Annotated in this window: 21 protein-coding genes; 6 read left to right on the top strand and 15 right to left on the bottom strand. The window is 65.7% G+C overall.

Going from position 1 to position 25,016, the window contains the following annotated elements:
* Positions 1–299: 299 nt before the first annotated feature.
* The 6 genes from DW2_RS10145 to DW2_RS10120 form a co-directional block, all read right to left on the bottom strand.
* Positions 300–1,598: a TRAP transporter large permease gene (locus tag DW2_RS10145; protein ID WP_038146032.1), complete on the bottom strand. Its 1,299-nt coding sequence runs from the start codon at positions 1,596–1,598 to the stop codon at positions 300–302.
* Positions 1,595–2,107 (bottom strand): TRAP transporter small permease, encoded by a 513-nt coding sequence (locus tag DW2_RS10140; RefSeq protein ID WP_051855832.1) that lies wholly within the window; start codon positions 2,105–2,107, stop codon positions 1,595–1,597. The genes DW2_RS10145 and DW2_RS10140 overlap by 4 nt, the downstream gene beginning before the upstream one ends.
* Positions 2,107–3,087 carry a TRAP transporter substrate-binding protein gene (locus DW2_RS10135; RefSeq protein WP_038146029.1) on the bottom strand — a complete coding sequence of 327 codons (981 nt, stop codon included), beginning with the start codon at positions 3,085–3,087 and terminating at the stop codon, positions 2,107–2,109. The genes DW2_RS10140 and DW2_RS10135 overlap by 1 nt, the downstream gene beginning before the upstream one ends.
* Before the next feature lie 62 nt (positions 3,088–3,149).
* The gene (locus DW2_RS10130; protein WP_038146027.1) at positions 3,150–4,328 is read right to left on the bottom strand and encodes an NAD(P)/FAD-dependent oxidoreductase; all 1,179 of its coding nucleotides are present in this window, start codon (positions 4,326–4,328) and stop codon (positions 3,150–3,152) included.
* Entirely contained in the window at positions 4,325–4,648 is a 324-nt protein-coding gene (locus DW2_RS10125) for a 2Fe-2S iron-sulfur cluster-binding protein (RefSeq protein WP_038146024.1), read from the bottom strand. The genes DW2_RS10130 and DW2_RS10125 overlap by 4 nt, the downstream gene beginning before the upstream one ends.
* A gap of 41 nt (positions 4,649–4,689) precedes the next feature.
* Positions 4,690–5,865 carry a cytochrome P450 gene (locus DW2_RS10120; RefSeq protein ID WP_038146021.1) on the bottom strand — a complete coding sequence of 392 codons (1,176 nt, stop codon included), beginning with the start codon at positions 5,863–5,865 and terminating at the stop codon, positions 4,690–4,692.
* A gap of 109 nt (positions 5,866–5,974) precedes the next feature.
* Between DW2_RS10120 and DW2_RS10115 the strand changes: the two genes are divergently transcribed.
* Positions 5,975–6,880, top strand: a complete 906-nt coding sequence (locus tag DW2_RS10115; RefSeq protein WP_038146255.1) for a LysR family transcriptional regulator — start codon at positions 5,975–5,977, stop codon at positions 6,878–6,880.
* Positions 6,881–6,911: 31 nt separating this feature from the next.
* Here DW2_RS10115 and DW2_RS10110 read toward each other — a convergent pair whose 3' ends face one another.
* The 8 genes from DW2_RS10110 to DW2_RS10075 form a co-directional block, all read right to left on the bottom strand.
* The gene (locus DW2_RS10110) at positions 6,912–8,378 is read right to left on the bottom strand and encodes a mannitol dehydrogenase family protein (RefSeq protein ID WP_038146020.1); all 1,467 of its coding nucleotides are present in this window, start codon (positions 8,376–8,378) and stop codon (positions 6,912–6,914) included.
* A 1-nt stretch (position 8,379) separates the two neighbouring features.
* The gene (locus DW2_RS10105; protein WP_038146253.1) at positions 8,380–9,144 is read right to left on the bottom strand and encodes an L-iditol 2-dehydrogenase; all 765 of its coding nucleotides are present in this window, start codon (positions 9,142–9,144) and stop codon (positions 8,380–8,382) included.
* Complete coding sequence (locus DW2_RS10100; protein ID WP_038146019.1) at positions 9,141–10,136, bottom strand: ABC transporter ATP-binding protein; 996 nt, start codon at positions 10,134–10,136, stop codon at positions 9,141–9,143. Before DW2_RS10100 ends, DW2_RS10105 begins: the two co-directional genes overlap by 4 nt.
* 12 nt (positions 10,137–10,148) lie before the next feature.
* Positions 10,149–10,979 (bottom strand): carbohydrate ABC transporter permease, encoded by an 831-nt coding sequence (locus DW2_RS10095; RefSeq protein WP_038146017.1) that lies wholly within the window; start codon positions 10,977–10,979, stop codon positions 10,149–10,151.
* A 3-nt stretch (positions 10,980–10,982) separates the two neighbouring features.
* Positions 10,983–11,855 carry a carbohydrate ABC transporter permease gene (locus DW2_RS10090; RefSeq protein ID WP_038146016.1) on the bottom strand — a complete coding sequence of 291 codons (873 nt, stop codon included), beginning with the start codon at positions 11,853–11,855 and terminating at the stop codon, positions 10,983–10,985.
* A gap of 83 nt (positions 11,856–11,938) precedes the next feature.
* Positions 11,939–13,258, bottom strand: coding sequence for an ABC transporter substrate-binding protein (locus DW2_RS10085; protein WP_038146015.1), 1,320 nt, complete (start codon positions 13,256–13,258; stop codon positions 11,939–11,941).
* 143 nt (positions 13,259–13,401) lie between these two features.
* On the bottom strand, positions 13,402–14,358 hold the full coding sequence (locus DW2_RS10080) for a sugar-binding transcriptional regulator (RefSeq protein ID WP_081874952.1): 957 nt from the start codon (positions 14,356–14,358) through the stop codon (positions 13,402–13,404).
* A complete protein-coding gene (locus DW2_RS10075) occupies positions 14,352–15,020 on the bottom strand; it encodes an HAD family hydrolase (RefSeq protein WP_038146012.1) in 669 nt (222 codons plus the stop codon). Before DW2_RS10075 ends, DW2_RS10080 begins: the two co-directional genes overlap by 7 nt.
* Before the next feature lie 405 nt (positions 15,021–15,425).
* On the opposite strand from DW2_RS10075, the gene DW2_RS10070 reads away from it, so the two are divergent.
* From DW2_RS10070 to DW2_RS10060, 3 genes are all read left to right on the top strand, one after another.
* Positions 15,426–16,688 (top strand): PQQ-dependent sugar dehydrogenase, encoded by a 1,263-nt coding sequence (locus DW2_RS10070; protein WP_038146009.1) that lies wholly within the window; start codon positions 15,426–15,428, stop codon positions 16,686–16,688.
* On the top strand, positions 16,685–17,263 hold the full coding sequence (locus tag DW2_RS10065) for a c-type cytochrome (protein ID WP_038146008.1): 579 nt from the start codon (positions 16,685–16,687) through the stop codon (positions 17,261–17,263). The genes DW2_RS10070 and DW2_RS10065 overlap by 4 nt, the downstream gene beginning before the upstream one ends.
* An 84-nt stretch (positions 17,264–17,347) precedes the next feature.
* Positions 17,348–18,316 carry a LysR substrate-binding domain-containing protein gene (locus DW2_RS10060; protein WP_081874944.1) on the top strand — a complete coding sequence of 323 codons (969 nt, stop codon included), beginning with the start codon at positions 17,348–17,350 and terminating at the stop codon, positions 18,314–18,316.
* Here the strand turns inward: DW2_RS10060 and DW2_RS10055 are convergent.
* Positions 18,306–20,573 (bottom strand): FdhF/YdeP family oxidoreductase, encoded by a 2,268-nt coding sequence (locus DW2_RS10055; RefSeq protein ID WP_038146006.1) that lies wholly within the window; start codon positions 20,571–20,573, stop codon positions 18,306–18,308. The two genes, DW2_RS10060 and DW2_RS10055, sit on opposite strands and share 11 nt — an antisense overlap.
* A 652-nt stretch (positions 20,574–21,225) precedes the next feature.
* Here DW2_RS10055 and DW2_RS10050 point away from each other — a divergent pair.
* A complete protein-coding gene (locus DW2_RS10050; RefSeq protein ID WP_038146005.1) occupies positions 21,226–22,122 on the top strand; it encodes a bestrophin family protein in 897 nt (298 codons plus the stop codon).
* A gap of 354 nt (positions 22,123–22,476) precedes the next feature.
* Positions 22,477–24,660, top strand: coding sequence for a virulence-associated E family protein (locus DW2_RS19070; protein ID WP_051855826.1), 2,184 nt, complete (start codon positions 22,477–22,479; stop codon positions 24,658–24,660).
* Positions 24,661–25,016 lie beyond the last annotated feature (356 nt).

Genomic DNA, 25,016 nt, shown 5'->3' with positions numbered 1-25,016 from the left:
CGATTGGCTCACGGACCATTCGGGAAAAGGTTCACGCACCTGTCAATGTTTAATGCCCTTCAAATCGAGGTTTTCGAGGCGGCAGGGCAAAATGCCCAAACTTTGGGCGCTTTCTCGCGCCAGAAGGCAGAAAACTCCGTTCCGGAGGCTCAATGAGGAAGGAAAGAACGCAGCCGGCAGGTCTTGCGAAAGATTCGTCAAGTCCGGTGGTGAAAGGTCCCTTTAGACCCTGTCGCGCCGGCATCGACAAGCGGAGGCGGGCCCCGGCCGCGTGCGGCACGGGGCGCCGGCGCTGTTCGTCACATCATGCCCGGCAGCCAGAGCGAGATCTGCGGCGCGGCCACGAGGATCGCCAGCGTCACGAGCATGGCAATCCAGAACGGCGCCACCCCGCGGAAGATCTCGATCAGCGGCACATCCTTCGCGACCGATTTCACGATGAAGACGTTGATTCCGACGGGCGGCGAGATCAGGCCCATCTCCAGCGTCAGCACCACCAGCACGCCGAACCAGATCGGGTCGATCCCGAGATCGAGGATGACGGGCAGGAAGATCGGCAGGGTCAGGACCAGCATCGCGAGCCCTTCGAGAAAGCAGCCGAGCACGAGATAGATCGCGAGGATCAGGATCAGCGTGCCGTAGCGGCCCAGATCGAGGGCGACCAGAAGATTGCTGACTTCGGCGGGCAGGTGGCTCAGCGCGACGAACGGGTTCACCAGATGCGCCGCGATCAGGATCAGCATCACCGACGCGGTGGTGACGATGCTGCTGCGCGCCGCCTCCCAGAAGCTGCGCAGGGTGAGGTTTCCGCTGACCGCCCCGATCGCGATGACGAGCGCGGCACCGATCCCGGCGGCCTCCGTGGGAGAGAAATATCCCGAATAGATGCCGCCGATGGTGATGAAGATGACCAGAAGGATCGGAATCGCGCCCAGGAAGGCGCGGCCTTTCTCGGCGGTGCTGGTCGACGGCCCCTTCGGGCCCATCTCGGCATGGACGGCGCAGAGGAGGGCGATGGTCAGGACGAAGGCGCTCAGCAGCAAGAGACCGGGCAGGATCCCGGCCATGAAGAGCCGCCCGATGCTTTGCTGCGTCAGGATCGCGTAGATGACAAAGCCCGTCGAGGGCGGGATCAGGATGCCCAGCGTGCCGCCCGCGGCCACGACCCCGGTGGAGAGGCGCGGGCTGTAATCATAGCGGTCCATCTCGGCCAGCGCGGTGCGGCCCATGGTCAGCGCCGAGGCGACCGACGAGCCCGAGAGCGCGGCGAACCCGCCGCAGCCGATCACGGTGGCCAGCGCGAGCCCGCCACGGACCTGCCCGATCGTCGCATAGGCGGCATCGTAGAGGCGTCGGCTCATCCCTGTGACGCTGGCGACATTGCCCATCAGGATGAAGAGGGGCACCACGATCAGCTCGGAATTCGACGCGAGCGAGAAGGTCTCGGAGGCGAGAAGCCCGGTCGCGGCCTGCAATCCGTTCAGGATCCAGATCCCGACGAAGCCGACCGCGAACATGCTGAAAGCCACGGGGACGCGCATCAGGAGCATGGCCAGAAGCAGCGCAAGGCCGAGCGTGCCGACGAGAACGGGGCTCATAGCATTTCCTTTTCGGGGTGATGTTCGTAGCCGGGGGTGAGCACCAGCGTCACCGCGCGGAGCAACATCGCGAGCGCGCCGACCAGCGACAGCACGCAGAGCGCGAATTGGAACCAGGCCGTCGGCAGGTTCAGCAGATTGGTCGAGAGGTTCAGCATCTGGCTGAGCTGGGCCGACTTGAAGACGGTATAGGCGATGAGAACGAAGATCGTCACCCCGAGCAGGGCCGAGAGGATGTCGATCGCCCGGTTCAGCGCCGGAGAGAAGGAACTCTCGAAGATGTCGACGACGATATGGCCGTCATTGCGATCGCACAGCGCCATGCCGCCGAAGACGATCAGCACCATGGTCATCGTGATCAGATCCTGCGAGCCATAGAGCGGCATGCCGAAATTGCGCCCGATCACGTCGATCACGATCACGGCGACGACGAAGAGGAGCCCCGTCGTGCCGATGATCGCGGACAGGCCGATCAGCCTGTCCGTCAGTTTCTGCAGCCGCGCGAGCATCACTCGCCCCGCATCGCGGCGAGCGTGGCTTCGCCGCCGACCTTGCTCACATAGGCGTCGGTGACACCCGCGAGCGCGTCGTCGAAGGGCTTGCTGCCGGCCGCGTCGAGGTCGATCACCGTCGTGCCGTCGGATTTGCGCGCCGCGTCCAGAGCGGCATTCGCGGTCGCGATCCAGGCCTCCTCGGTCATCTTCGAGATCTTCTCGCCCTTGATCGCGTCGAGCGCCGCCTTGCCCTTGTCGGACAGCCCGTCATAGGCGGATTTGTTCATCACCGTGAAGAAGGCCAGACGGCCGAGGTTCGGACCGGTGGTCACGCTGCCCACGACCTCGTTGAGCTTGAAATCGGAGAGCACGGAGGCACCGCTCACCACCCCGTCGATCAGCCCGGTCTGCAGCCCGTTATAGACCTGCGTCATCGGGATCTGCACCGGCGTCGCGCCGAGCGCTTCCATCGCGGCGGCCGAAATCGAGCCGGCGACGCGGATCTTCAGCCCCTTGAGGTCTGCGGGCGAATGAACCTCCTTGTCGCGCATCATCAGCACGTTGGGTTCCGAGCCCCAGAGCGCGATCACCTCGGTCTGCGGGTATTCGCCCTTGAGATTGCCGTCGAACGCGTTCCACAGCGCCTTGTAGCCCGGCGCGTCGAGCGGCAGGGCGCCCGGCAGTTCCGCGATCAGGCTCTTGGGAAATTGCGACGAGGTATAGCCCTGCAGGCCCCAACCCATATCGGCCGTGCCCTGGAGCACGCGGACATATTGGTCGGCCGGGCCGGCCCCCAGTTCGCCGCCGTGAAAGCCGCGCAGGGTGACGGCACCGTCGGTGCCCTCCGCGAGCGCCTTGGCGAGCGGCTCGATCTGGGCCGCGTTGATCGTGTGGGTCGGCGGGGCCCAGTTGGCATATTTCAGCTCCTGCGCACCAGCGCTCGCGGCCGTGGATGCCGCGAGCGCCGCCCCGACGGTGAATGACGTGATCTTCATGGTCTCTCCTCCCTTGGACCTTTGATGAACCTGTCAAAAGGTTCGACGAAATGCTCTCCCGTTCATGCGGCGACGATCTCTCCCAGATCGTCAAGCGCAACCGGTGCGCCGCTTGCCAGAAGCCGCCGCGCCTTCATGTGGACGCGGGCGTTGTTCACGGTCTCAACCGCGGCGAGGCCCTGCGCGTCGAACCGCGCCACGATCCCCTCGGCGACGGCCTCCTCCGTCGCGTCGGGGTCGGCATAGCCCGCGATCTGCAGTTTCCTGTCGCCCTGATCCGACCAGAACCAGGGCAGGGCGGAATAGGCCGCGCTCTCGCCCTTCGCGATCCGGGCCGCGATCAGCCGCGCGTGATCGGTCGCGGCCTGCACGCTCTCGAGCCGGACCGGCCGTCCGGTGCGCGGGTCGGGGAAACAGGCGCAATCGCCAAGCGCAGAGATTGCCGGATCGGAGCTGAGCAGACAGGCATCGACCTTCACCCCGTTCTCGATCTCGAGCCCGGCCGCCTCGGCAAGCTCGGTATTGGGGCGCACGCCTGCGGCGAGCAACACGAATTCGGCGGGAATGGTGGTCCCGTTCGCCAGCGTCACGCCGTCCCCCTGGACCGCGACCGCGGCCTCTCCGAGATGGAGCGCGGTGCCCCAGTCGCGATGGAGCGCGGCGAAATGGTCCGACATCCAGGACGATACGGCACGGGCCATCAGTCGCGGCGCGGCCTCGATCACGCTCACCTCATGGCCCAGCTTGCGCGCCACCGCGGCGAATTCGAGCCCGATGAAGCCACCGCCGATCACCGCGATACGCTGCGGCTGCGACAGGCGCGCGCGCAGGATCTCCGCGTCGCGCAGGGTGCGCAGATCGCAGCTGCGTTCGACCCCGGCGATTGGCGGGCGAAGGTTGCGCGTGCCGGTCGCCAGGATCAGGTGGTCGTAGCCCAGGCGCCGTTTCCCGCTTGCGCCTGCGATGACGATCTCCTGCGCGGCGCGGTCGATCTGCTCGACCCGCGTCTCGGGCAGATAGTCGACCTCCTTGGAGGTGAAGAAGCTATCGGGGCGCAGGCGCAGCGCCTCCGCATTGCCGTCATGCAGATAGGCCTTCGAGAGCGGCGGGCGCTGATAGGGCAGCCCCGGCTCGTCGCCGATCAGCGTGATCGCACCCGCGAACCCGTTCTGGCGCAGGCTGATCGCCGCCTGCAGCCCGCCCTGGCCGGCCCCGATTATGACGACGCTCTCGCGGCTCAAAACTGTTCCTCGGGCAGATGAACGACGAGCCCGTCGAGATCGGCGCCGAGTTTGATCTGGCACGACAGGCGCGAGCGGTCATTGACCTCGCAGGCCGCGCCTTCGAGCATGTCCTCCTCGCCGTCGCTGCGCGGGCCGACACGGTCCTGCCATGCCTCGTCGACATAGCAATGGCAGGTCGCGCACATCATCGAGCCACCGCATTCTCCGACGATCCCGTCGACATCGTTCGAGACGGCGGCATGCATGACGCTGTCGCCATCCTCGGCCTCGACCGTCGTTTGCGTGCCGTCATGCGCGACATAGGTTACCTTCACCATTCGTTAGCCTCCTCAAATCTGTCTGATCCGCCGCGCGCAGGTCAGTTCAACACGACCGGCAGATTGATCGGTCCGCGGAACCCGAAACCGCGCCAGATGACCGCACCGGGATCGGGCAGGCGCATCTGGGGAAAGCGGTCGAAGAGCATCGGCAGGATGATCTTGCCCACGGTCCGGCGCGCGATATGGGCGCCCGCGCAGTGATGCGGGCCGTTGCCGAATGCCTGATGCGGGTTCTTGTCGCGGAAGACGAAGAACTCCTCGCCGTTCTCGAACAGATCCTCGTCGCGGTTCGCCGAGGCCTGGATCGTCATCACCGTGTCGCCCTTGGGGATGTCGAAACCGCCGAGCTGCGTATCCTCGGTGACCAGGCGCGAACTGGCCTGGATCGGAGCGACCCAGCGGACGCCTTCCTCGAAAGCCTTGCCCCAGGCCTGCTGGGCACGCACCTCGGCGAGCTGGTCGGGATTGGTGAGCAGCCCGTAGACGATCGTGGCCAGCGCATCGCGCGGCTCGTTGATGCCGCCGCCGATGGCGATCTTGATATTGGCGTAGATCTGGCTCATCGGGATCGGATCGTCGGCGTTGAGCATGACCGAATAGGCCGAGCCGTCCGGTTCCGCCCTGCGCTTGTCGCACAACTGGCCGAACAGCAGGTCCATCTCGTCATTGGCCTCGTCCGAGGCGGCGAAGGGCTCGGGTTTCCAGCCGAAATTGCCCGCGCCGTCGATCAGACGCTGCGACCAGCGCTGCATCTCTTCGTCGCTGGCCTCCGGGATGCCGAGCACATGGGCGAGGATCCGCGCCGCGAGCGGGCCGCACAGCTCGGTGAACAGATCCACCGTCTCGCCGCGCGGCAGGCGCGAGACATATTCCGCGGCCAGCTTCTCGTAGAGCGGCCCCCAGTCGGACTGGATCTTCTTCGGCGTCAGCGCCGGCATCATCGCCTTGCGCTCGCGCAGATGCTCTTCGCCATCCTTGCGCATCAGCGTATGTGCGCGGAAGGCGGGTTTCATCGGCGTGTTCGGATCGTCGCTGCTGAACAGCTCCGGATTGTCCTTGACCTCCTTGGTCAGCGCGGCCTTGGTCAGGAAGGTGCGTCCGGCCGACGCGACCCGCAGGACCGGGCTTTGCGCGCGCAGCCGCCGGTAGATCGGATAGGGATCCGCGTTGAGTTGCTCGAGTGTGATTTCCTCGTCAAGCGGTGCGAGCGCCATGTGTCCTCCCCCCAAATAATCTCCCTGCCATTTTGACTAGAGGAGGGCGGCCCGTGTAACAATAAGATGAATCTAGTATATATCATCAACAGATTTGATGGGGGCGGTCATGCCGAAGAATGCCAGCGCAGACGCCGGCAGGCTCGATTTCGCGGCGCTGGAAACGCTGCGGCTCGTGCATCAGCTCGGCTCCTTCACCGCCGCGGCCGAGACGCTCGACGTCAACCAGTCGGCGGTGAGCTACACGATCGCCAAGCTGCGCCGGCATTTCCACGATCCGCTCTTCGTGCGCGAGGGCGGGCGGCAGGTGCCCACCGATCGCTGCGAACACATTCTGGGGCAGGTGGTCGAGATCCTCGACATGCTCGACGACATCGCCCAGCCCGAGGCGTTCGACCCGAAACTCTCGGATCAGAAGGTCACGATCGCCTGCAATTACTACGAGCGCATCCTGATGATCCCCAAGATCGTCTCCGCGCTGCGCAGGCAGGCGCCCCGGCTGTCGGTGGAGGTGATCAACGCGCTCGGCGACGGCCATCTGCGGCTGCTTCGGCGCGAGGCGGATGTCCTGGTCGGGCCTTTCGGGCGCACGGAATCGGGCTTTCACTCGCGCCGCCTCTATACCGAGGAATATGCCTGCTTCATGGATCCGGAGCACCCTCTGGCGGGAAAGACCCTCGATGTCGAAAGTTATCTCGCGCTCAAGCATGTCTACATCAATTACGGTGGAAGCTGGAAATCGGCCTATGTGCATGAGCTCGAGGCCGCGGGCCATACGCTTTCGCCCACGATCACCGTCCCCAGCCCCGCCGGGCTCGGCACGTTGCTGGCCAATTCCGATCTCGTCGCGACGATGCCGCGCCGGCTGGGCCAGACGATGTCGGGGCGGCTCGTGCTCGGCGAAAGCCCGTTTCGCGGCAGTTTCGACCTCTCGGTGGTCTGGACCGCGCGCACGAATGCCTCGGCCATGCATCGCTGGCTGCGCCAGGTGATCCTCGAGACCTGCCGAGGGTAGGGGGACGGCGCGGGACGCGAGGCAGCCGGGCTCAGCCCGCGAGATAGTCCGCGATCACCGCCTGCGAGCCGCGCGCCCAGATTTCATCGAGGGTCCGGGTGAATTGCGCCACGATCTCCGGGTTCGCCGCCAGGTCGCCATAGATATCGGACATCTCGAGCCAGGCGGCGGGACGGTCCTTCGCCAGCGTCGCCTGCGCCACGAGGCGATCCCAGTTCGGATCGTTCGGCGCGATCGTGCTGCCGGTCTCGCTCACCCCGTAGCAATAGCGGCACCAGAGCGCGCTCTCGAGCAGGAGCCCCGCGCAGGACCCGCCCGCCGCGATCCGGTCGAGGATCGAGGGCAGGATGAATTTCGGCTGCCGGTTGGAGCCGTCGAAACACAGGCGCCGGATCGTGTCGGCGACCTCGGGGTTCGAGAACCGCTCGAGGATCTTGGCCTTGTAGGCGGTCAGATCGGTATCGGGCACCGGCGGCAGGATCGGCAGGATCTCGTCGGTCTCGATCTTGTCGAGGAAGGCGCGGATCCGGCTGTCGGCCATCGCCTCGTGGACATATTCGATATCGCGCAAACCCGCCGCATAGGCGATGATCGCGTGGCCGCCATTGAGGATGCGGATCTTCATCGTCTCGAACCGGTCCACCGCGTCGGTGAAGGTCACGCCGACCTTCTCGAGGGCAGGGCGCCCGGCGGGGAAATCGTCCTCCATCACCCATTGGCGGAACGGCTCGCAGGTGACCGGGGCGGCGTCCTCGATCCCGAAGCTCTCGGTCAGCGCGCGCTCGCGCGGGCCGGTCGCGGGGGTGATCCGGTCGACCATCGAGTTCGGGAAGGCGACGTTGTCGCGGATCCAGGCGCTGAGTTCGGGATCGGACAGCGCGGCCAGACCACAGACAGCGTCGCGCGTGACATGGCCGTTATGGGGAACGTTGTCGCAGCACATGACGGCGAAGGGCGCGATCCCGGCGGTGCGGCGCGTCTTCAAGGCGGCGATGATCGCGCCGAAGGCGGTGTCGGGCGTCTCGGGATGCGCGGCGTCGGCCTGAATGTCGGGATGCGAGGGCGAGAAGGTGCCGGTCTTCGGGTCGATGTAATAGCCGCCCTCGGTCACGGTGAGCGAGACGATCCGCACGCCGGGATCCGCCATCGCGGCGATCAGCGGGGCGTTGCCCCCGGCGACCTCGACGAAGCCCGTCATCGCGCCGATCACCCGCGCCGATTTGGCGCCCGGGTCCAGCTCGATCACGCTCGACAGCCCGTCCTGCGCCAGAAGCGCCGCGCGCATCTTCGCGTCGCCCTCGCGCACGCCCGCGCCGAGGATCGCCCAGTCATGGCCTTCGCCGAGATTGAACAGGTCGTCGAGATAGACCGCCTGATGCGCGCGGTGGAAATTGCCGCAGCCGATATGGACGATGCCGGGGGTGAGCGCGGCGCGGTCATAGGTCGGACGGGCCACCTCGGCGGGGAGTTCGGGAAGGGTCGCGTTCGAGAGTTTCATATCAGCTCATCCAGTTTCCGCCATCGACATTGTAGGTCTGGGCGACGATGTATTCGGCCTCGTCCGAGGCGAGGAAAACGGCCATGCCGGTCAGGTCGTCCGCGGTGCCCATGCGCCCGAAAGGCACGGCCTTGCCGACCTCTTTCTTCTTCTGTCCCAGGGGCTTGTTCTCGTATCTGGCGAAGAAGGCATCGACACCGTCCCAGTGCTCGCCATCGACCACGCCGGGCGCGATCGCGTTCACGTTGATGCCGTGTGAGATCAGGTTCAGGCCGGCCGATTGGGTCAGCGAGATCACCGCGGCCTTGGAGGCGCAATAGACCGCGACCAGCGCCTCGCCGCGACGACCGGCCTGAGAGGCCATGTTGATGATGCGCCCCCCACCGCCCTGCGCGATCATTTCGCGCGCGGCCGCCTGCATCATGAAGAGCGTGCCCTCGACATTGATTCGGAACACCCGCTCGTAATCGGCGCGGGTAATCTCGACGAGGGGCGCGGCGGTGAAGATCGCGGCGTTGTTGATCAGGATGTCGATCCCGCCCGAGGCGCGCATCGCGGCCATCGTCGCGTCGATGCTGTCCTGATCGGTCACGTCGAGGCGCAGCGCGGAGGCGCCGATCTCTGCGGCGGTGTCCTCGGCGCGCGCGATGTCGATATCGCCGATCACCACCTCGGCGCCCTCGGCGATATATTTTTCCGCGAAGGCCCTTCCGATGCCGCGCGCGGCCCCGGTGATGAGCGCCCGTTTGCCCTGCAGCCGCATCAGATCGCCAGTCCTTCCGCGTCGAATTTGTGGAGCTGGTTGAGATCGGGGGTCAGGAAGACCGCGTCGCCCGCATGCAGGCTCACCTCGCCATCGCCGCGCACATTGATCACGCCGTGGTCGGTCTCGACATGCAGGAAGGTGTCCGAGCCCAGATGCTCCGAGACGCCGACAGTGCCTTTCCACGCGCCCTCGCTGGTCGAGATCGCGATATGTTCGGGGCGGATACCGATGGTGTCGGCGCCATGTTTCGCAGCCTCCTCTCCGCCGATGAAGTTCATCTTCGGCGAACCGATGAAGCCCGCGACGAACCTGTTGCGCGGGCTCCGATAAAGCTCCAGCGGCGAGCCGACCTGCTCGATCCGCCCCGCTTGCAGCACCACGATCTTGTCGGCCATGGTCATCGCCTCGACCTGATCGTGGGTGACGTAGATCATCGTGGTCTTGAGCTTCTGGTGCAGCTCGGAGATCTCGAGGCGCATGTTCACCCGCAGCGCCGCGTCGAGGTTCGAGAGCGGCTCGTCGAACAGGAACGCCGCCGGTTCGCGCACGATGGCGCGGCCGATCGCGACCCGCTGACGCTGCCCGCCCGAGAGCTGTCCGGGGCGGCGGTCGAGATAATCGGTGAGGTTGAGGATGCGCGCGGCATTCTCGACCTTGCGGTCGATCGTCGCCTGATCGGCCTTCGCCATCTTCAGCGGGAAGGCGATGTTCTTCTTCACCGACATATGCGGATAGAGGGCGTAGGACTGGAACACCATCGCGAGGCCGCGCCTGGCGGGGGGCAGGTCGGTCGAGGGCTGGCCGTCGATCTCGATCTCGCCGCCCGAGACATCCTCGAGACCGGCGATCAGGCGCAGAAGGGTGGATTTGCCGCAGCCCGAGGGACCGACGAAGACGACGAACTCGCCCTCGTTGATATGCAGGTCCAGCGGCGGGATGACCTCGACATCGCCGAAGGCTTTGCGGACGCCCTTGAGGGTAATCTGTCCCATTGGATTTGCTCCTTATTTCACGGCGCCGAAGGTCAGGCCGCGCACCAGCTGTTTCTGGCTGAACCAGCCCAGGATCAGGATCGGTGCGATGGCCAGCGTCGAGGCGGCGGAGAGTTTGGCGTAGAAGAGCCCCTCGGGGCTGGAATAGGCGGCGATGAAGGCGGTCAGCGGCGCGGCTTTCGCCGCGGTGAGGTTGAGCGTCCAGAACGCCTCGTTCCAGGCGAGGATCACGTTCAGGAGCAGCGTCGAGGCGATGCCGGGCACGGCCATCGGCGTCAGGACATAGAGGATCTCGCTCGAGAGCGTCGCCCCGTCCATCCGCGCGGCTTCGAGGATGTCGTTCGGGATCTCCTTGAAATAGGTGTAGAGCATCCAGATCACGATCGGCAGGTTCATCAGGCACAGCACCGCGACGAGCCCGATCCGGGTATCCAGAAGCCCCCAGTCGCGAAACATCAGGTAGATCGGGACGAGCACGCCCACCGCGGGCATCATCTTCGTCGACAGCATCCACATCAGCACGTCCTTGGTGCGCTTGCCCGGCACGAAGGCCATCGCCCAGGCCGCGGGGATCGCGATCACCAGAGCGATCAGCGTCGAGCCGAGCGAGATCACCACCGAGTTCCAGAAGTGCCGGAAATAGTCCGAACGCTCCTGCACCACGAAATAGCTCTCGAAGCTCCAATGCGAGGTGAGCACCTGCAGCGGCGACTTGATCGCGTCGCCCTCGGATTTGAACGACAGGATGATCGTCCAGAGGATCGGGAAGAAGATCAGGAAGGCGATCACCCAGGCGATGGCGGTCATGATGGCCTTGCGGCGGGTCGAGACTTTGCGTGCCATGCCTCAGGCCTCCAGGTTCTTGCCGATCATCCGCATCAGGAAGATCGCCACGATATTTGCGAGGATGACCGCGATGATGCCGCCCGCCGCTCCGCCGCCCACGTCGAATTGCAGCAGCGACTGGACATAGACGAGATAGGTCAGCGTGGTCGACGCGTTGCCGGGGCCGCCATTGGTGGTCACGAGGATCTCGGCGAAGGTCGAGAGCAGGAAGATCGTCTGGATCAGGATCACCACGGTCGCGGCGCGCGCCAGATGGGGCAGCATGATGTAGAAGAAGCGCGAGAATGCCCCGGCGCCATCCATCTCGGCGGCCTCGAGCTGCTCGCTATCGAGAGATTGCAGCGCGGTGAGCAGGATCAGAGTCGCGAAGGGCAACCATTGCCAGGCGACGATCAGCGTGATCGAGAGCATCGGCGCCTGGGCGAGGAAATCGAAGGGCGGCAGGCCGATCGCCTGCGCGATATGGGCGAAGATCCCGTTCACCGGATTGAAGAACATGTTCTTCCACACCAGCGCCGAGACGGTCGGCATCACGAAGAAGGGCGCGATCACCAGCACGCGCACGATGCCCTGACCGAAGATCTGCTGATCGAGCAGAAGCGCGAGCAGGATCCCCCCGACCACCGTGATCAACAACACGCCCCCGACCAGAACGAGCGTGTTCTTGAGCGCGGTGAAGAAGGCCGGGTCGGTGAGGAAGTAATAGTAGTTGTCCCAGCCCGTGAAACCGCCCTGGCCGGGCATCAGCAGGTTGTAGCGCTGGAACGAGAACCACAGCGTCATGCCCAGGGGAACGGCCATCCACAAAAGAAGAAGGATGACGGAGGGCGAAATCATCAGGCGCGCGGCTGCGCGCGAGGCTTGCGTGGACATCGGTCCGGCTCCGGCAGTCAGGTGTTGAGGGGGGGAATCGGGGCGGCCAGACCCATTGGCCGCCCCGACCGGGAGGAGGTCGGTTACTTGATGTAACCGGCCTTCTTCATCTCGCGCTCGGTCAGGCTCTGCGCGTTCTGAAGGGCCTGCTCGCCCGAGATCTGCCCCGCGAGGGCGGCCGAGAACTGCTGGCCGACCGCGGTGCCGATCGCCTGGAACTCGGGGATCGCGACGAACTGGACGCCGGTATAGGGGACGTCCTCGACGGCCGGATGCGTCGGATCGGCCGCGTTGATCGAGTCGAGCGTGAGTTTGGCGAAAGGCGCCGCCTCGAGATATTTCGGGTTCTCGTAGAGCGAGGTGCGGGTGCCCGGCGGCACATTCGCCCAGCCCTCTTTCTCGGCCACCAGTTCGGTATAGTGCTTCGAGGTCGCCCATTCGATGAAGGTCTTCGCGGCCTCTTCCTTCTGGGTGCCCGCCGGGATCGCCAGCGACCAGGCCCAGAGCCAGTTCGCGCGCTTGTCCACGCCTTCCTTGTTCGGCGCGAGCGCGAAGCCGACCTTGTCGGCCACGGTCGAATCCTTCGGGTTGGTCACGAAGGAGGCCGCGACCGTGGCGTCGATCCACATGCCGCATTTGCCCTGCTGGAACAGCGCGAGATTCTCGTTGAAGCCGTTCGACGAGGCGCCGGGCGGCCCGTAGTTGTTCATCAAGTCGAGGTAACGGGTGATCGTTTCCTTCCACGGCGCAGTGTCGAATTGCGGCTTCCAGTCCATGTCGAACCAGCGCCCGCCCATCGAGTTGTCCATAGTGGTCAGGAAGGCGGCGTTCTCGCCCCAGCCGGCCTTGCCGCGCAGGCAGATGCCGTAGATTCCGTTCTCCTTGTCGGTCATCGCGGCGGCGGCTTTCTCGATATCGGACCAGGTGGGCTTCTCGGGCATTTCCATCCCGGCCTTTTCCATCAGGTCCTTGCGATACATGACGAAGGAGCTCTCGCCATAGAAGGGCGCGGCATAGAGCTTGCCGTCGACCGTGAGGCCCTTGCGGATCGCGGGCAGCAGGTCGTTCACGTCATAGCTGTCGGGCATGTCGTCGAGCGGCACCAGCCAGCCCTGCTTGCCCCAGATCGGGACCTCGTAGGTGCCGATCGTGAGGACGTCGAACTGCCCGCCCTTCGTGGCGATATCGGTGGTTACCTTCTGGCGCAGGACGTTCTCCTCCAGCGTCACCCACTCGACCTTGATGTCGGGATGCAGCTTGTTGAAATCATCCATCAGGCCTTGCATGCGGACCATGTCGCCATTGTTCACGGTGGCGACGGTGATGGTGGTCTCGGCGGCGGCCGCAGTCGCGAGCGCACCAAGAGCGCAGGCGCCGAGAAGCGCCCGGATCGAGATAGTCATTGATTTCCTCCCTTACGGAATGAGCAAATGCCCAACCAGTGAGAAAATACTCAGTCACGCGATGGCGTCTGTCAATCGCGAAATGTTCGCGATCACGTGTGCTGCCCGCGAAAGGCGGGCGTCAGGCCAAGGCTTTCAGGGGGTTAGCCGAGCAGGGCGCGGGCAGTCGGTTCGTCGGTGACGAGCGCATTCACGAGTTTTCCGCTCAGCGCTCCGCGAATCGCGGCCAGCTTGTTCGTGCCCGCGGCGATGCCGATGATGGGGGCCTCGCGCCCGCCTTCGATCCGGTAGCTGCCGATCCGCGCGGTCAGGGGCGTCTCGACGGGCTGCCCCTCGTCGTTGAAGAACGACCCGACGATCTCGCCCACCGCGCCCGCGCCTTGCAGCTCCCGCAACTCCTCGAGGCTGATGAACCGGTCCTTGTAGATCGGCGCGTCGTCGTTCATCTGGCCGATCCCGACGAAGGTCGCATCGGCTGCGGAGGCAAGTTTCTTGACTGCCTGAACCGGCTTGAGGTGGTCGAACAGCGCCCGTTCCTCGGCGGTTTCCGAGATTACGGGGGCCAGCATCGGGTAATGCGGCAGCCGCAGCTTGTCGGCCATCCGCATGATCACGTCGTAGAACGAGGCCGAGCCGTCCGGGGCGATATTGCCGATCAGCGAGACGATCTTGTGTTCGGTCGCGGGGCGCTGCATCACCTCGCCGACCATCGCCGAGAGCGAGCGCCCGGTGCCGAAGGCGATGACCTGCGGGTCGGGCCGCGCGAGGATCCGTTCGAGAAGCGTCGCGGCAAGCGGGGCGGTCGCGCGCGCGCTGTCTCCAGCCTCCCCCAGAGAGGGTGCCACACGGGCGGTTTGCAGGCCGAAGCGGCGCACCAGTTCCGCTTCGAGTTCGAGACAGGCCCCGATCTTGTGTTCGATGCGCACGCGCACGAGACCCTCGGACACCGCGCGGCTCACCAGGCGCTGCGCGCGCTGGCGCGACACGCCCAGCTCGTTCGCGATCTGGTCCTGCGTCATGCCGCCGACATAGTAGAGCCAGCCCGCCCGGGCGGCCTCGTCTTCCCGGCTGCTCTCGAACTCGGTCATCCGGTTCACGATTTCCTCCTGAGATCGGGGACACTGTGAAAGAAATCGGCGAAAGAGGCAAATTCGTGATCGGGCCGGGCCTCCTCGGGCGCCGTGAGATCGCGTCCCGCGAGGTGGCTCCCGCCGGTGAAACGCCAGACCTTCATGCCGGCGGCGCGACCCGCGCGCAGACCGTTGAGGCTGTCTTCGATGACGAGGCAGCGCGCAGGCTCCGCGCCCATCTCGCGGGCGGCGAGCTGGAAAAGATCGGGGGCGGGCTTGCCATGCGTGACCTGGCTTGCGGTGAAGAGCCGGTCGCCGACGCGTTCGGCAAGGCCCGCGATCGCCAGCGATCGCTCGGCGCGCGGGCGGCTCGAGGAGGTGGCGACGCACCACGGCGTGGCGATCTGGTCGAGCACCTCGGCCACGCCCGGCATCACCTCCAGATCCGCTTCGAACGCGTCGAGAAGCCGCGCCCGGTACTGCGCCTCGAAGCTCTCGGGCAGATCGAGCCCGAACGCGTCGCGGATCTGGTTCATCACGGTCGGGTAGGAGCGGCCGAGGAAATGGCGCGCGACGTAATCGAGATCGATCCGCACCTGCAGCTTGGCCAGTTCCTCGACCAGCATCTGTGCGGAAATGATCTCGGAATCGATGAGAACCCCGTCGCAGTCGAAGATCACCAGGTCGATCATCTCAGCACTCTCCAATGACGGGGCGCGTGAGCTCTATCGGCTGCGCCTTTGCACGCGCAGCACCTGTCACGACTGTCTGGTCTTTCATCGCTCCCTCCCGGATTTCGTCGACGCTAGCGCGGGGCGGGGCAGGGAGCCAGAGCGAAAAGAACGACTGGCCTGGGGGTTCATCGGCGCTCCGCCCGGGTCCGCGACGCCGGGCGGAGCGCCACAGGGACGCTGCGTGAGCGGCCGGATGATGCGAAGGACGAAACGGATTTCGCGGGCGCAGAAATGGGTCGATCACAGCGGTATCACGAAAATGTTGACAGAATGACGATGATCTTCCCACACTCGATGATGGGCCTGCGCAACTTCAGGGAGAAATGCATAGGCGCGCCGGTCCGCTAACCTGGGGAGGACCACATGACTATCAAAGCACTCATCCCGAGCGTCGTGCTCGGGGCCGTCTTTGCTGTTCCTGCGTTTGCGCAGGAAAACATGGACAAGCTTTCCAAGATGCAACGAACCGACGCGACCTTCACCTATGTGGAGCAGAGCGGAGAACGCGCCGACGCCTTAAAGGCCATCGTCCCGCATATCAAGGTTCCCGACGGCTTCGAGGTGAGTCTCTACGCCGTCGTGCCGGATGCGCGCTCGATGGCCGTCGCGCCGCAGGGAACCGTGACCTTCGTGGGCACCCGCAAGGACAAGGTCTGGTCGGTCGTCGACCGCGATCGCGACCGCATCGCCGACGAGGTGAAGGATTTCGCCCCTTCGGTCACCTTCGACATTCCGAACGGCCCCTGTTTCTCGCCCGACGGTTTCCTCTTCATCGCGGAGCGCAACCGGGTCCTGACCTTCCCGGCGGCCGAGTTCTTCTTCGAAGGACCCGATCCGGCCGTCGGCGAGGTGGTGGCCCAGGGCAAGCTGATCCCGGCGGAGGAAGAGAGCTTCAACCACACCGCCCGTGTCTGCCGCGTCGGGCCGGACGGCAAGCTCTACATCTCGCTCGGACAGCCGCATAACGTGCAGCCGGTCGAGAAGCACGAGATGTATGACAAGATCGGCATCGGCGGCATCATCCGGATGAATACCGACGGTTCGGGCCGCGAGGTCTATACCCGCGGGATCCGCAACTCGGTCGGGCATGACTTCAACCCGGCCAATGGCGAATTGTGGTTCACCGACAATCAGGTGGACGGGATGGGCGACGACATTCCGCCGGGCGAGCTGAATCGCCAGACCTCCGCGGGTCAGCATTTCGGCTTCCCCTGGACGAATGGCGGGGTCGATATTCCGGCCTATAAGGAGGTCGCGCGGCCCGAAGGTGTCGAATTCGTCGAGCCGCAGGTGAACATGGATGCCCATGCCGCCGATCTGGGGATGCGCTTCTACACCAAGGGTTCGTTCCCCGAGAAATATCACGGCGGGATCTTCTCGGCGCAGCATGGCTCGTGGAACCGCACCACTCCGGTCGGCGCCCGCGTGATGTTCACCACGCTCGATGAAGAGGGCAATGCCGCGGGCACCGAGGTGTTCGCCGATGGCTGGCTGAACGGGGAGACCGGCGAATATCGCGGCCGCCCGATGGACATCGCCTTCCTGCCCGACGGCTCGATGCTGGTTTCGGACGATTTCGCCGGCGCGATCTGGCGGATCTCCTACAAGTCCGGGATGTCTCAATGAGGCTTGCCACACTCACGATCCTCGGCGGGCTCATGCTCGCCGGGATCACCCCGGCGATGGCCGGTGACCCGGTCGAGGGACAGAAGGTCGCGCGGATGTGCCAGACCTGTCACGGGATCGACGGGCTGGCGCGGATCCCGCTCGCGCCCAATATCGGAGGTGAGCCGAAGGACTATCTCGAGGCTCAGCTCATGGCATTCAAGACAGGCGCGCGCGAACACGAAATGATGACGGTCGTGGCGGCGAGCCTTTCGGCCCAGCAAATCTCGGATGTCGCGGCCTGGTATGCTTCGCACACCGCCAGTGCCGAGCTTGCCGATGGGGTCAGCGCGGAGGATGCCCCCTCCGCCTGCGTGTCGTGCCACGGGGCCGACGGCATCTCGGTCGCGCTCAACGCCCCGAACCTCGCCGGTGAAGCGACGACCTATATCGTGACCCAGCTCAAGGCCTTCCGCCTCGGCCAGCGCAAGCACGAGATCATGTCGGAAATCGCCGCGGGCCTGAGCGACGAGGAGATCCGCGCGGTCTCCGACTGGTACGCGAATGTGCACCTGACGATCGTGAAGGAGGAGTAGGGGCGGGTAGACTGCGCCTTCCCGGTCGGGCGGGTCGGATGTGATCCGGCCCGCCGCTCGGGCGCGATTGCCAGCGGCGCCGCGATGGCGGATAGTTCGGCCATGTTCATCCGGCAACTCACCTATCTCCTGGCCCTCAACAAGCATCGCCATTTCGGGCGGGCGGCCGAAAGCTGCCACGTCTCGCAGCCCGCGCTGTCGAACGGCATCCGCGAGCTGGAGCGCGAGCTGGGCATCACCATCATCCGCCGCAACCGCGCCTTCCAGGGCATCACCCCGGAGGGCGAGCGCGTGATCCTCTGGGCGCGCAGGACGCTCGCCTCGCTCGAGGCATTGCGCCAGGAGGCCGATCTGGTGCGCGCGGTCCCGAGCGGCCATCTGGCGATCGGGGTGGTGCCGACCGCCGTTCACGCGGCCTCGCTGCTGGCCGCGGAATACCGCGAGATCGCCTCGCGCATCACGCTCGACGTGCGCTCGCTCAGTACGCCCGAGATCCTGCATCTGCTCGAGGATGGCGAACTGCATCTGGCGATGCTCTATGACCAGTCGGTCACGGGCGAGAAATACGATGTCCTGCCGCTGTTCTCGGAACGCTATGTGCTGATCGCCGAGGCCGAGGCCAGCCTTCCGCACGGCCTGAGCTGGGGCGAGGTCGCCGAGCTTCCATTATGCCTGCTGTCGCGCGGCATGTGGAACCGTCAGGTGCTGGACCGTGTCTTCGCCGCCCAAGGACTGGTGCCGGACGTGGTGCTGGAAACCAACGCCCTGCGCGTCCTGCTGGCGGAATGCCGCAGCGGCCGGGCCTTCACCGTCATGCCGCTCAGCGCGGTCCCGCCCGAGGCGGCAGTCGGTCTCGTGGCGCATCCGATCACGCCCGCCCATGCCGAGGATGTCAGCCTCGTGCGCCGCAAGCGTGAGGAGCAGACGACGCTGTCCGACGCCGCCTGGCGGATCGCGGGCAATCTCGATCTTCAGGCGCTGCTCGACGACCCTTGGGGCGGCGGGCAGGGCCCGGCCCGGGCCGGGCCGCCGGGCGGGCCGCTCAGAGCGTGACCACCCGCACCGGGATCGATTTGGCCGCGGGCGTCCCGCTCGAGCGGTCGTAATAGTCGAGCGGCAACAGCGGGTTGAGTTCGGGATAATAGCCCGCGATCGAGCCGCGCGGCATCGGATAGTCGAGCACGGTCAGCCCCTCGACCCGCCGCCGGATCCCGTCTCCCGAGATCGTCTCGAGCGCGACCTTCGCGCCCGGTTCGAGCCCCCGCGCGTCCCGGTCGAGCGCGTTCATGAACAGCACCATCCGGTCGTTGTAGACCCCGCGATAGCGGTCGTTATTGCTGTAGATCGTCGTGTTGAACTGGTCGTGCGAGCGCACCGTGGCCAGCCGCAACATGGTCGGATCGTCGACCGGCGCGTTTGCCTCCAGCCCCGGCAGAACCAGGAAGTTCGCCCGCCCGTTCGGCGTGCGCCACTCGCGCCGCCGCGGCGGAATGTCGAGGTGAAAACCGTGCGGCGCTTGGATGCGCTCGGCGAAATCGTGGTAGAGATGGGGATAGACCTCGGCGATCCTGTCGCGGATCAGCCCGTAATCCTCGATGAATTCGGCCCAGGGCAGGGGGCTGTCGGGCAGCGTGGCCATCGCCATGCGGCAGACGATCTCGACCTCGGGGCGCAGGTCGGGGCTCGCGGGCTCCAGCACCCCGCGCGAGGCGGTGACGTTCGACATCGCGTCCTCGATCGTGATGAACTGCTCGCCCGCGGCGGTCACGATGCGTTCCGAGCGCGCGACCACCGGCAGGATCAGCGCATCCCGGCCATGCACGAGGTGGCCGCGGTTCAGCTTGGTCGCGATCCCCACGGTCAGTGAGAGCCGGCGCATCGCCTCATAGGCGCGGTCGGTATCCGAGATCGCGCGCACGAAATTGCCGCCCATGCCGATGAAGACCTTGGCGGTGCCGGCGAGCATCGCCTCGACCGATTCCACCGCGTGATGGCCGTGTTCGCGGGGCGGGGCGAAGCCGAACACCTCATGCACCCGGTCGAGATAGTCCGCGCTCGGGCGTTCGTCGATCCCGACGGTGCGGTCGCCCTGCACGTTGGAATGGCCGCGGATCGGCGCGATGCCTGCGCCCGGCTTGCCGAAATTGCCCCGCAGCAGCAACAGGTTCGCCACCTGCTGCACAAGGCCCGTCCCCTGCTGGTGCTGGGTCACGCCCATGCCGTAGCACATCACCGTCGCGCTTGAGCGGATATAGACCTCGGTGATCCGGCGGATCTGCTCTTCCGGCACGCCCGAGATCGCGACGATATCCGCCCAGCTCTGTGCCAGCGCATCCTCGCGCAGCGCCTCGATCCCGGCGGTATGCTCTGCGATGAAATCGCGGTCGAGAACGTCCTCACCTGCCGCCTCGCGTTCGAACATGATCTTCATCATGCCCTTGAAAAGCGCGAGGTCGCCACCGATCCGGACCGGAACGAATTCGCTCGCGATCTCGGTGGAGCCGAAAGTCGCCATCTGCACCGCATCCTGCGGTTCGGTGAACCGCACCAGCGCGCGCTCGGGCATCGGATTGATCGCGATGATCGGTACCCCGCGCTTGCGGGCCTCGACGAGGTTGGACATCATCCGGGGCGAGTTGGTCCCGGTGTTCTGGCCGATGATGAAGATCGCCTCCGCCTTCTCGAAATCGTCGAGCACGATGGTGCCCTTGCCCACGCCGATCGCGGGGGGTAGGCCGCGGCTGGTGGGCTCGTGGCACATGTTCGAACAGTCGGGGAAGTTGTTGGTGCCGAAGGCGCGCACGAAGATCGCATAGAGGAACGCCGCCTCGTTCGGCGTCCGCCCCGAAGTGTAGAATTCCGCCTGGTCGGGGCTGTCGAGGGCGCGCAGGTGGCGTCCGATCATCTCATAGGCATCGTCCCAGCTGCACGGGACATATTTGTCCTGTGCCGCATCGTAGCGCATCGGCTCGGTCAGGCGGCCCTGCATCTCCAGCCAGTAATCGGATTTCTCCATCAGCTCGGTCACGGTATGCCGGGCGAAGAAATCCGCGCGCACGCGCCGCTTGGTCGCCTCGACCGCGAGCGCCTTGGCGCCATTTTCGCAAAACTCGAGCCGCTTGCGCTCGTCGGCATCGGGAAAGGCGCAGCTCGAGCATTTGAAACCGCCGGGCTGGTTCATCGCCAAGAGCGCGCGCGAGCCCTTGCTCAGCACGCTCTGCTCCATCAGTACCTTGGCCGTGGCCGCCGCCGCGCCCCAGCCACCGGCCGGGTGTTCGTAGGTCTTGTACCGGGGTTTTTCGTCCGCCATCTCGGCCTCTCCGCTTTCCGGCGCCGCGGATCGATACGTCGCGGCGCGCTTGTCTATCGCAACCCCGCGGGGCTGCCCGATTGAAACGCTCTCCACGGGGATCCGCGCCGCGGCCGGCCGGGGGACGGCGGCTGGCGCATCAAGCCGCGCCTCCGGGCGGGGTGAGCGGGCGAAAGGCGCCGCGAGGAGGGGGAGAGGGCGGGCGGCGCCGGGAAACCCGGCATCTCCGTCCTTCCGGTCTCGGCGCGTTGCGCTGGCCCCGCTCCGCTTTCTCGGTGCCCGGTCTCTCCGGGCGCGCGGTCTGCGGTCCTGCTCTTGCCCCGGTGGGAGGTCATGGCACTAGCTATGCGCCCGGAGAGGCGATTGGAAATTCCAATGCCGAATGGCGTGATAAGCGGGAGTTATCAGGAATTTCGTTGACGCCACAGGGCTTTGGGCTACCACAAGGGGCGCTCGTTCCGTGTCCGGCGCAGCGCGTGGGAACACGCGGATCCTGCGCGCCCGGCCGGTTTGCCCGGCGCGGAGGAGCACCGTTCCACAGCAACGCGAGAGAGCCGATGCCGTCCCCATTTCCCTTCACGCCGGGCCAGCTGCCCGGACGGTCCGAGGCCGACGCGTGCCGCCGCAGGGCGGGATACCGGGGGAGCGCCCGGTGATCGTACGCTCGCAACCCTCGCTGCGCGACATCCTCTTCGCGGTGAACGGGTCGATCCTGCCCAGGATCTGGCCGCGGCTTCTGGCCATCGCGCTGGTCAGCATCGCCTCGGTTCTCGTCGCCAAGCGTCACCCCGGGATTTTCGAGGCGATCGGCGCAATCCCCTTCACGCTGATCGGGATCTCGCTCTCCGTCTTCATGAGCTTTCGCAACAACACCTGCTATGTCCGCTGGTGGGAGGGGCGCCAGCTCTGGGGCGAGCTGATCGTTGCCTGCCGCTCCTTCGCGCGCCAGATCTCGACATTGCCCGAGGAGGACCGGCGCGCGCTTGCCTACGGGGTATGCGGCTTCTGCGCCGGTCTGTCGGCGCGGCTGCGCGGGACCGACGAGGCGGAGGCGATCCGCCAGTGGTGCCCCGCGGGGTCGGCGGCCTGCGATCCCAATCCGACCAACACGGTGCTGACCGGGGTCGGGCGGCGCTGCCTGTCGCTGATGCAGGCGGGCAGGCTGGACCCGATCCATTATTCCGTGCTCGAGACGCAGCTGACCAAGCTGGCGCAGGTTCAGGGCGGCTGCGAGCGGATCGCCGGGACGCCGGTGCCCTTCGCCTATTCGCTGCTCCTGCAGCGCACCGCGATCGTCTTCTGCCTGACGCTGCCCTTCGCGCTGGCGGGCAGCCTGGGATGGTGGACCCTGCTGCCGGTTCTGCTCGTGGCCTATACCTTCTTCGGCCTCGACGCGCTCGGCCACCAGCTCGAGAATCCCTTCGGTTTCGCGCCGAACTCGCTGCCGCTCTCCGCGATGCGGCGCACGATCGAGCGCGAGATGCTGGGCGCGCTGGAGGGAGAGGACGTCCCGCCGCCGCTGGAGCCGGAGAACGGGGTTCTGCTCTAGCTGTTCGCGCCGGGGGAGGAGGGGGGGCGGGCCGGTCTGGCAGCCGGAAGCCGGAAGGCCAGACGGTCGGCGAAACCGCGCAAAGCGCCCCTCAAAGCGAAAGCTATTCGTTTTCGCGAGGGGAAAGTGGCGGAGAGACAGTCCGTCGTTTCGACTTTGCCAGACTATATTATCTCCTTAAATCAGCGACTTACAAAAATCACGCGCCGCAAAATGTGTTGCAACTTGTGTTGCAAAATCTGGTGGCGATAGAACCGATTCCCGATAAACTCGGAAATGGAAACGCCCCCGGCTGGCTGACCGGGGGCGTGGAAGAAGTGCACCCTCATGCAGAGGCCCATAGGAGACCAAAAGATGCCTGATAAGAATACGAAATCTGCCGATGCACGGCAACCCCTGACGCTGACTCGCTTCCCGACACGCGGCGCTTTCCAGAAAAAGGAACTGACCTTTTCGCTGGCCGATCTGGCGCGCTGGATTGCGGACCAGCGGGCGGAGAGCAAAGACGGCCTGCCGTGGATCAAGCTGGCGACCTTCGGCCCCGATAAGACGCCGAAGAAAAGCCTTCGCCACAATGCCAACGTCCGCACCGTGACCGGGCTGGAAGCGGACTATGACGCGGGCAACATGACCCCCGACGCGGCCCGCGATGCCTTGGAAAAGGCGGGCGTGGCCGGGCTTGTCTACACCACCCCCAGCCATAGCCCGGACGCGCCCCGCTGGCGCGTTCTCGCACCGTTTAGCGGCCCGTTGCCGCCCGAGGCCCGCGAAGACCTCATGGCGCGGCTGAACGGCATTCTGGGCGGCGCGCTGGACCCGGCCAGCTTCACCCTTTCGCAGTCCTATTACGCGGGCAACGTAGAGGGCGGGACTCCGGTTGAAACCTTCCTTGTGGACGGGCAGCCGATTGACATGGTTGATGGCTTGGCCCCGATCTACAAGGACGGCGGCAGCGTGAAGCGCGAGCGCCGGGCCGCTTCTGGCGAAGGCGAAGGGCTGGCCCTTCAGCACGTCCGGGAAGCCCTTCTGACGATCCCCAATGACGCGAGCAACCCGGACGCGGCGGAACGCCTCTGGTGGCTGCATATGGGCATGGCGCTGCATCACGCGACGGGCGGCAGCGAAGACGGGCTGGCCCTGTTCCATGAGTGGAGCGAGCGGCACCCCAGCTATGACCCCGACGAAACCGCCGAAGTCTGGGACTCGTTTGGCGGCGGCGGGAAGAACCCTCGCACCTTCGCCACGATCCGCGCGGAAGCGGAGCGCCGGGGCTGGATTGACCTGTCCGCTTTTGATGACGTGATCCCCGCCGATGAACTGGCGGAGATTGATGACCTGATCGGCCTGCCCGCGACCACGGAAGGGCCGGATTGGGGCAGCGTGATCCGGGAACGGGGCAAGCCCGTGAACAACCTGAACAACGCGATTGTGTATCTCGGGCGGAACCTCGACTCGATCCTTCCCGGCCTTAGGCACAACCTTATGACCCGGCGCGATGAATGGTGCGACGGGCCGTTGAATGACGCGGCCCTCGCGCTGGCGCGGACGGGGCTGGAACGGCGCGGCTTGCGCACCGTCGGGAAGGAACTGGTGGCCGACGCCGCCCTGACCGTGGCCCGGCATTTGCAATATCACCCGATCCGGGACCAGTTGCGGAGCCTTCACCATGACGGGCGCGAGCGGTTAGACTCGTGGCTGGTGCGCTATACCGGGGCGGCAGACACGCCCTATACGCGGGCCGTGGGGCGCAAGTTCCTTTTGCAAATGGTCGCCCGCGTCATGGAGCCGGGATGTAAGGCGGACCACACCCTTGTTCTGTCCGGGCCGCAAGGTATAGGCAAATCGACCGCCTGCCGTATCCTCGCCGGGGCGGAGTATTTTAGCGACACGCTGCCCAGCATCGCCGGGGACAAGACGGACGCTATTCGCCACCTTCAGGGCAAGTGGCTGGTGGAACTGGCCGAACTCGCGCCGTCCCGCAAGAGCGAGGCCGAAGACCTGAAGGCGTTCCTGTCCGGGGCGGTGGACCGGGTGCGGCTGCCCTACGCCCGCTTTGACGAGTCGTTTCCCCGGCAATGTGTTTTCGTGGGCACCACCAATGAAGACCAGTTCTTGCGGGATGCGACGGGCGGGCGGCGCTTCTGGCCCGTGACCGTTCACCAGATCGACCTTGAAGCCCTTGCCAGCGCGCGGGACCAGCTTTTTGCCGAAGCCTTCGCCGCCTATGAGGCCGGGGAAGCGTGGTGTTTGGATCGGGACTTTGAAGCGGAACACGCGCGCCCGGTGCAAGAGGCAGCGCGCGAAGCCGATAGCTGGGCGGATGACGTGGCCGAATGGCTGGACAAGCCCGCAGACGATTTTGACGCCGCTGGCGAGGTGAAGACCGAGGTGCGGATTTCGGAAGTGTTGAGCGGTGCGCTTGGCCTGAATAGCGGGCAGCAAACGCGGGCGAACCAGAAACGTGTGGCCGATATTCTGCGCACCCTTGGGTGGGCGAAAATCCATACGCGGGTCGGGAAACGGTGGGCGCGGGTTTAATGACCACGGCGGCAACATATCAACGGGGCGTGACCCATTGTGACTCTTGGGATGACCCTTATGGGTCACTCGCAAAACCCTGTTTTCATTGGCTGAATCCGTCCTGTGACCCTTGTGACCCTTATCAGTTCAACAAGAGTGCTGGGGAACAGGGACAGGCCACGGCCCACCAGTGGAGAGGGCAGCACGGGGGCTGGGGGAGTAACATAGGGGTTTTGTGGGTCACTTGGGTCACGAACGTCGTTTTGTCCTTTGTTGTCAGTGCTTTGTGCGTGACCTTCGCCGAGGGTCACAGGTGGCATAGGTCACGGCTTGACCACGGCGGCGCGTTGATCGGGCTACGGGTCCTATACGGC

It is taken from the genome of Thioclava atlantica (genome assembly GCF_000737065.1).
GTDB classification, from domain to species: Bacteria; Pseudomonadota; Alphaproteobacteria; order Rhodobacterales; family Rhodobacteraceae; genus Thioclava; species Thioclava atlantica.
This window is presented reverse-complemented; position numbering and strand designations above follow the sequence as displayed.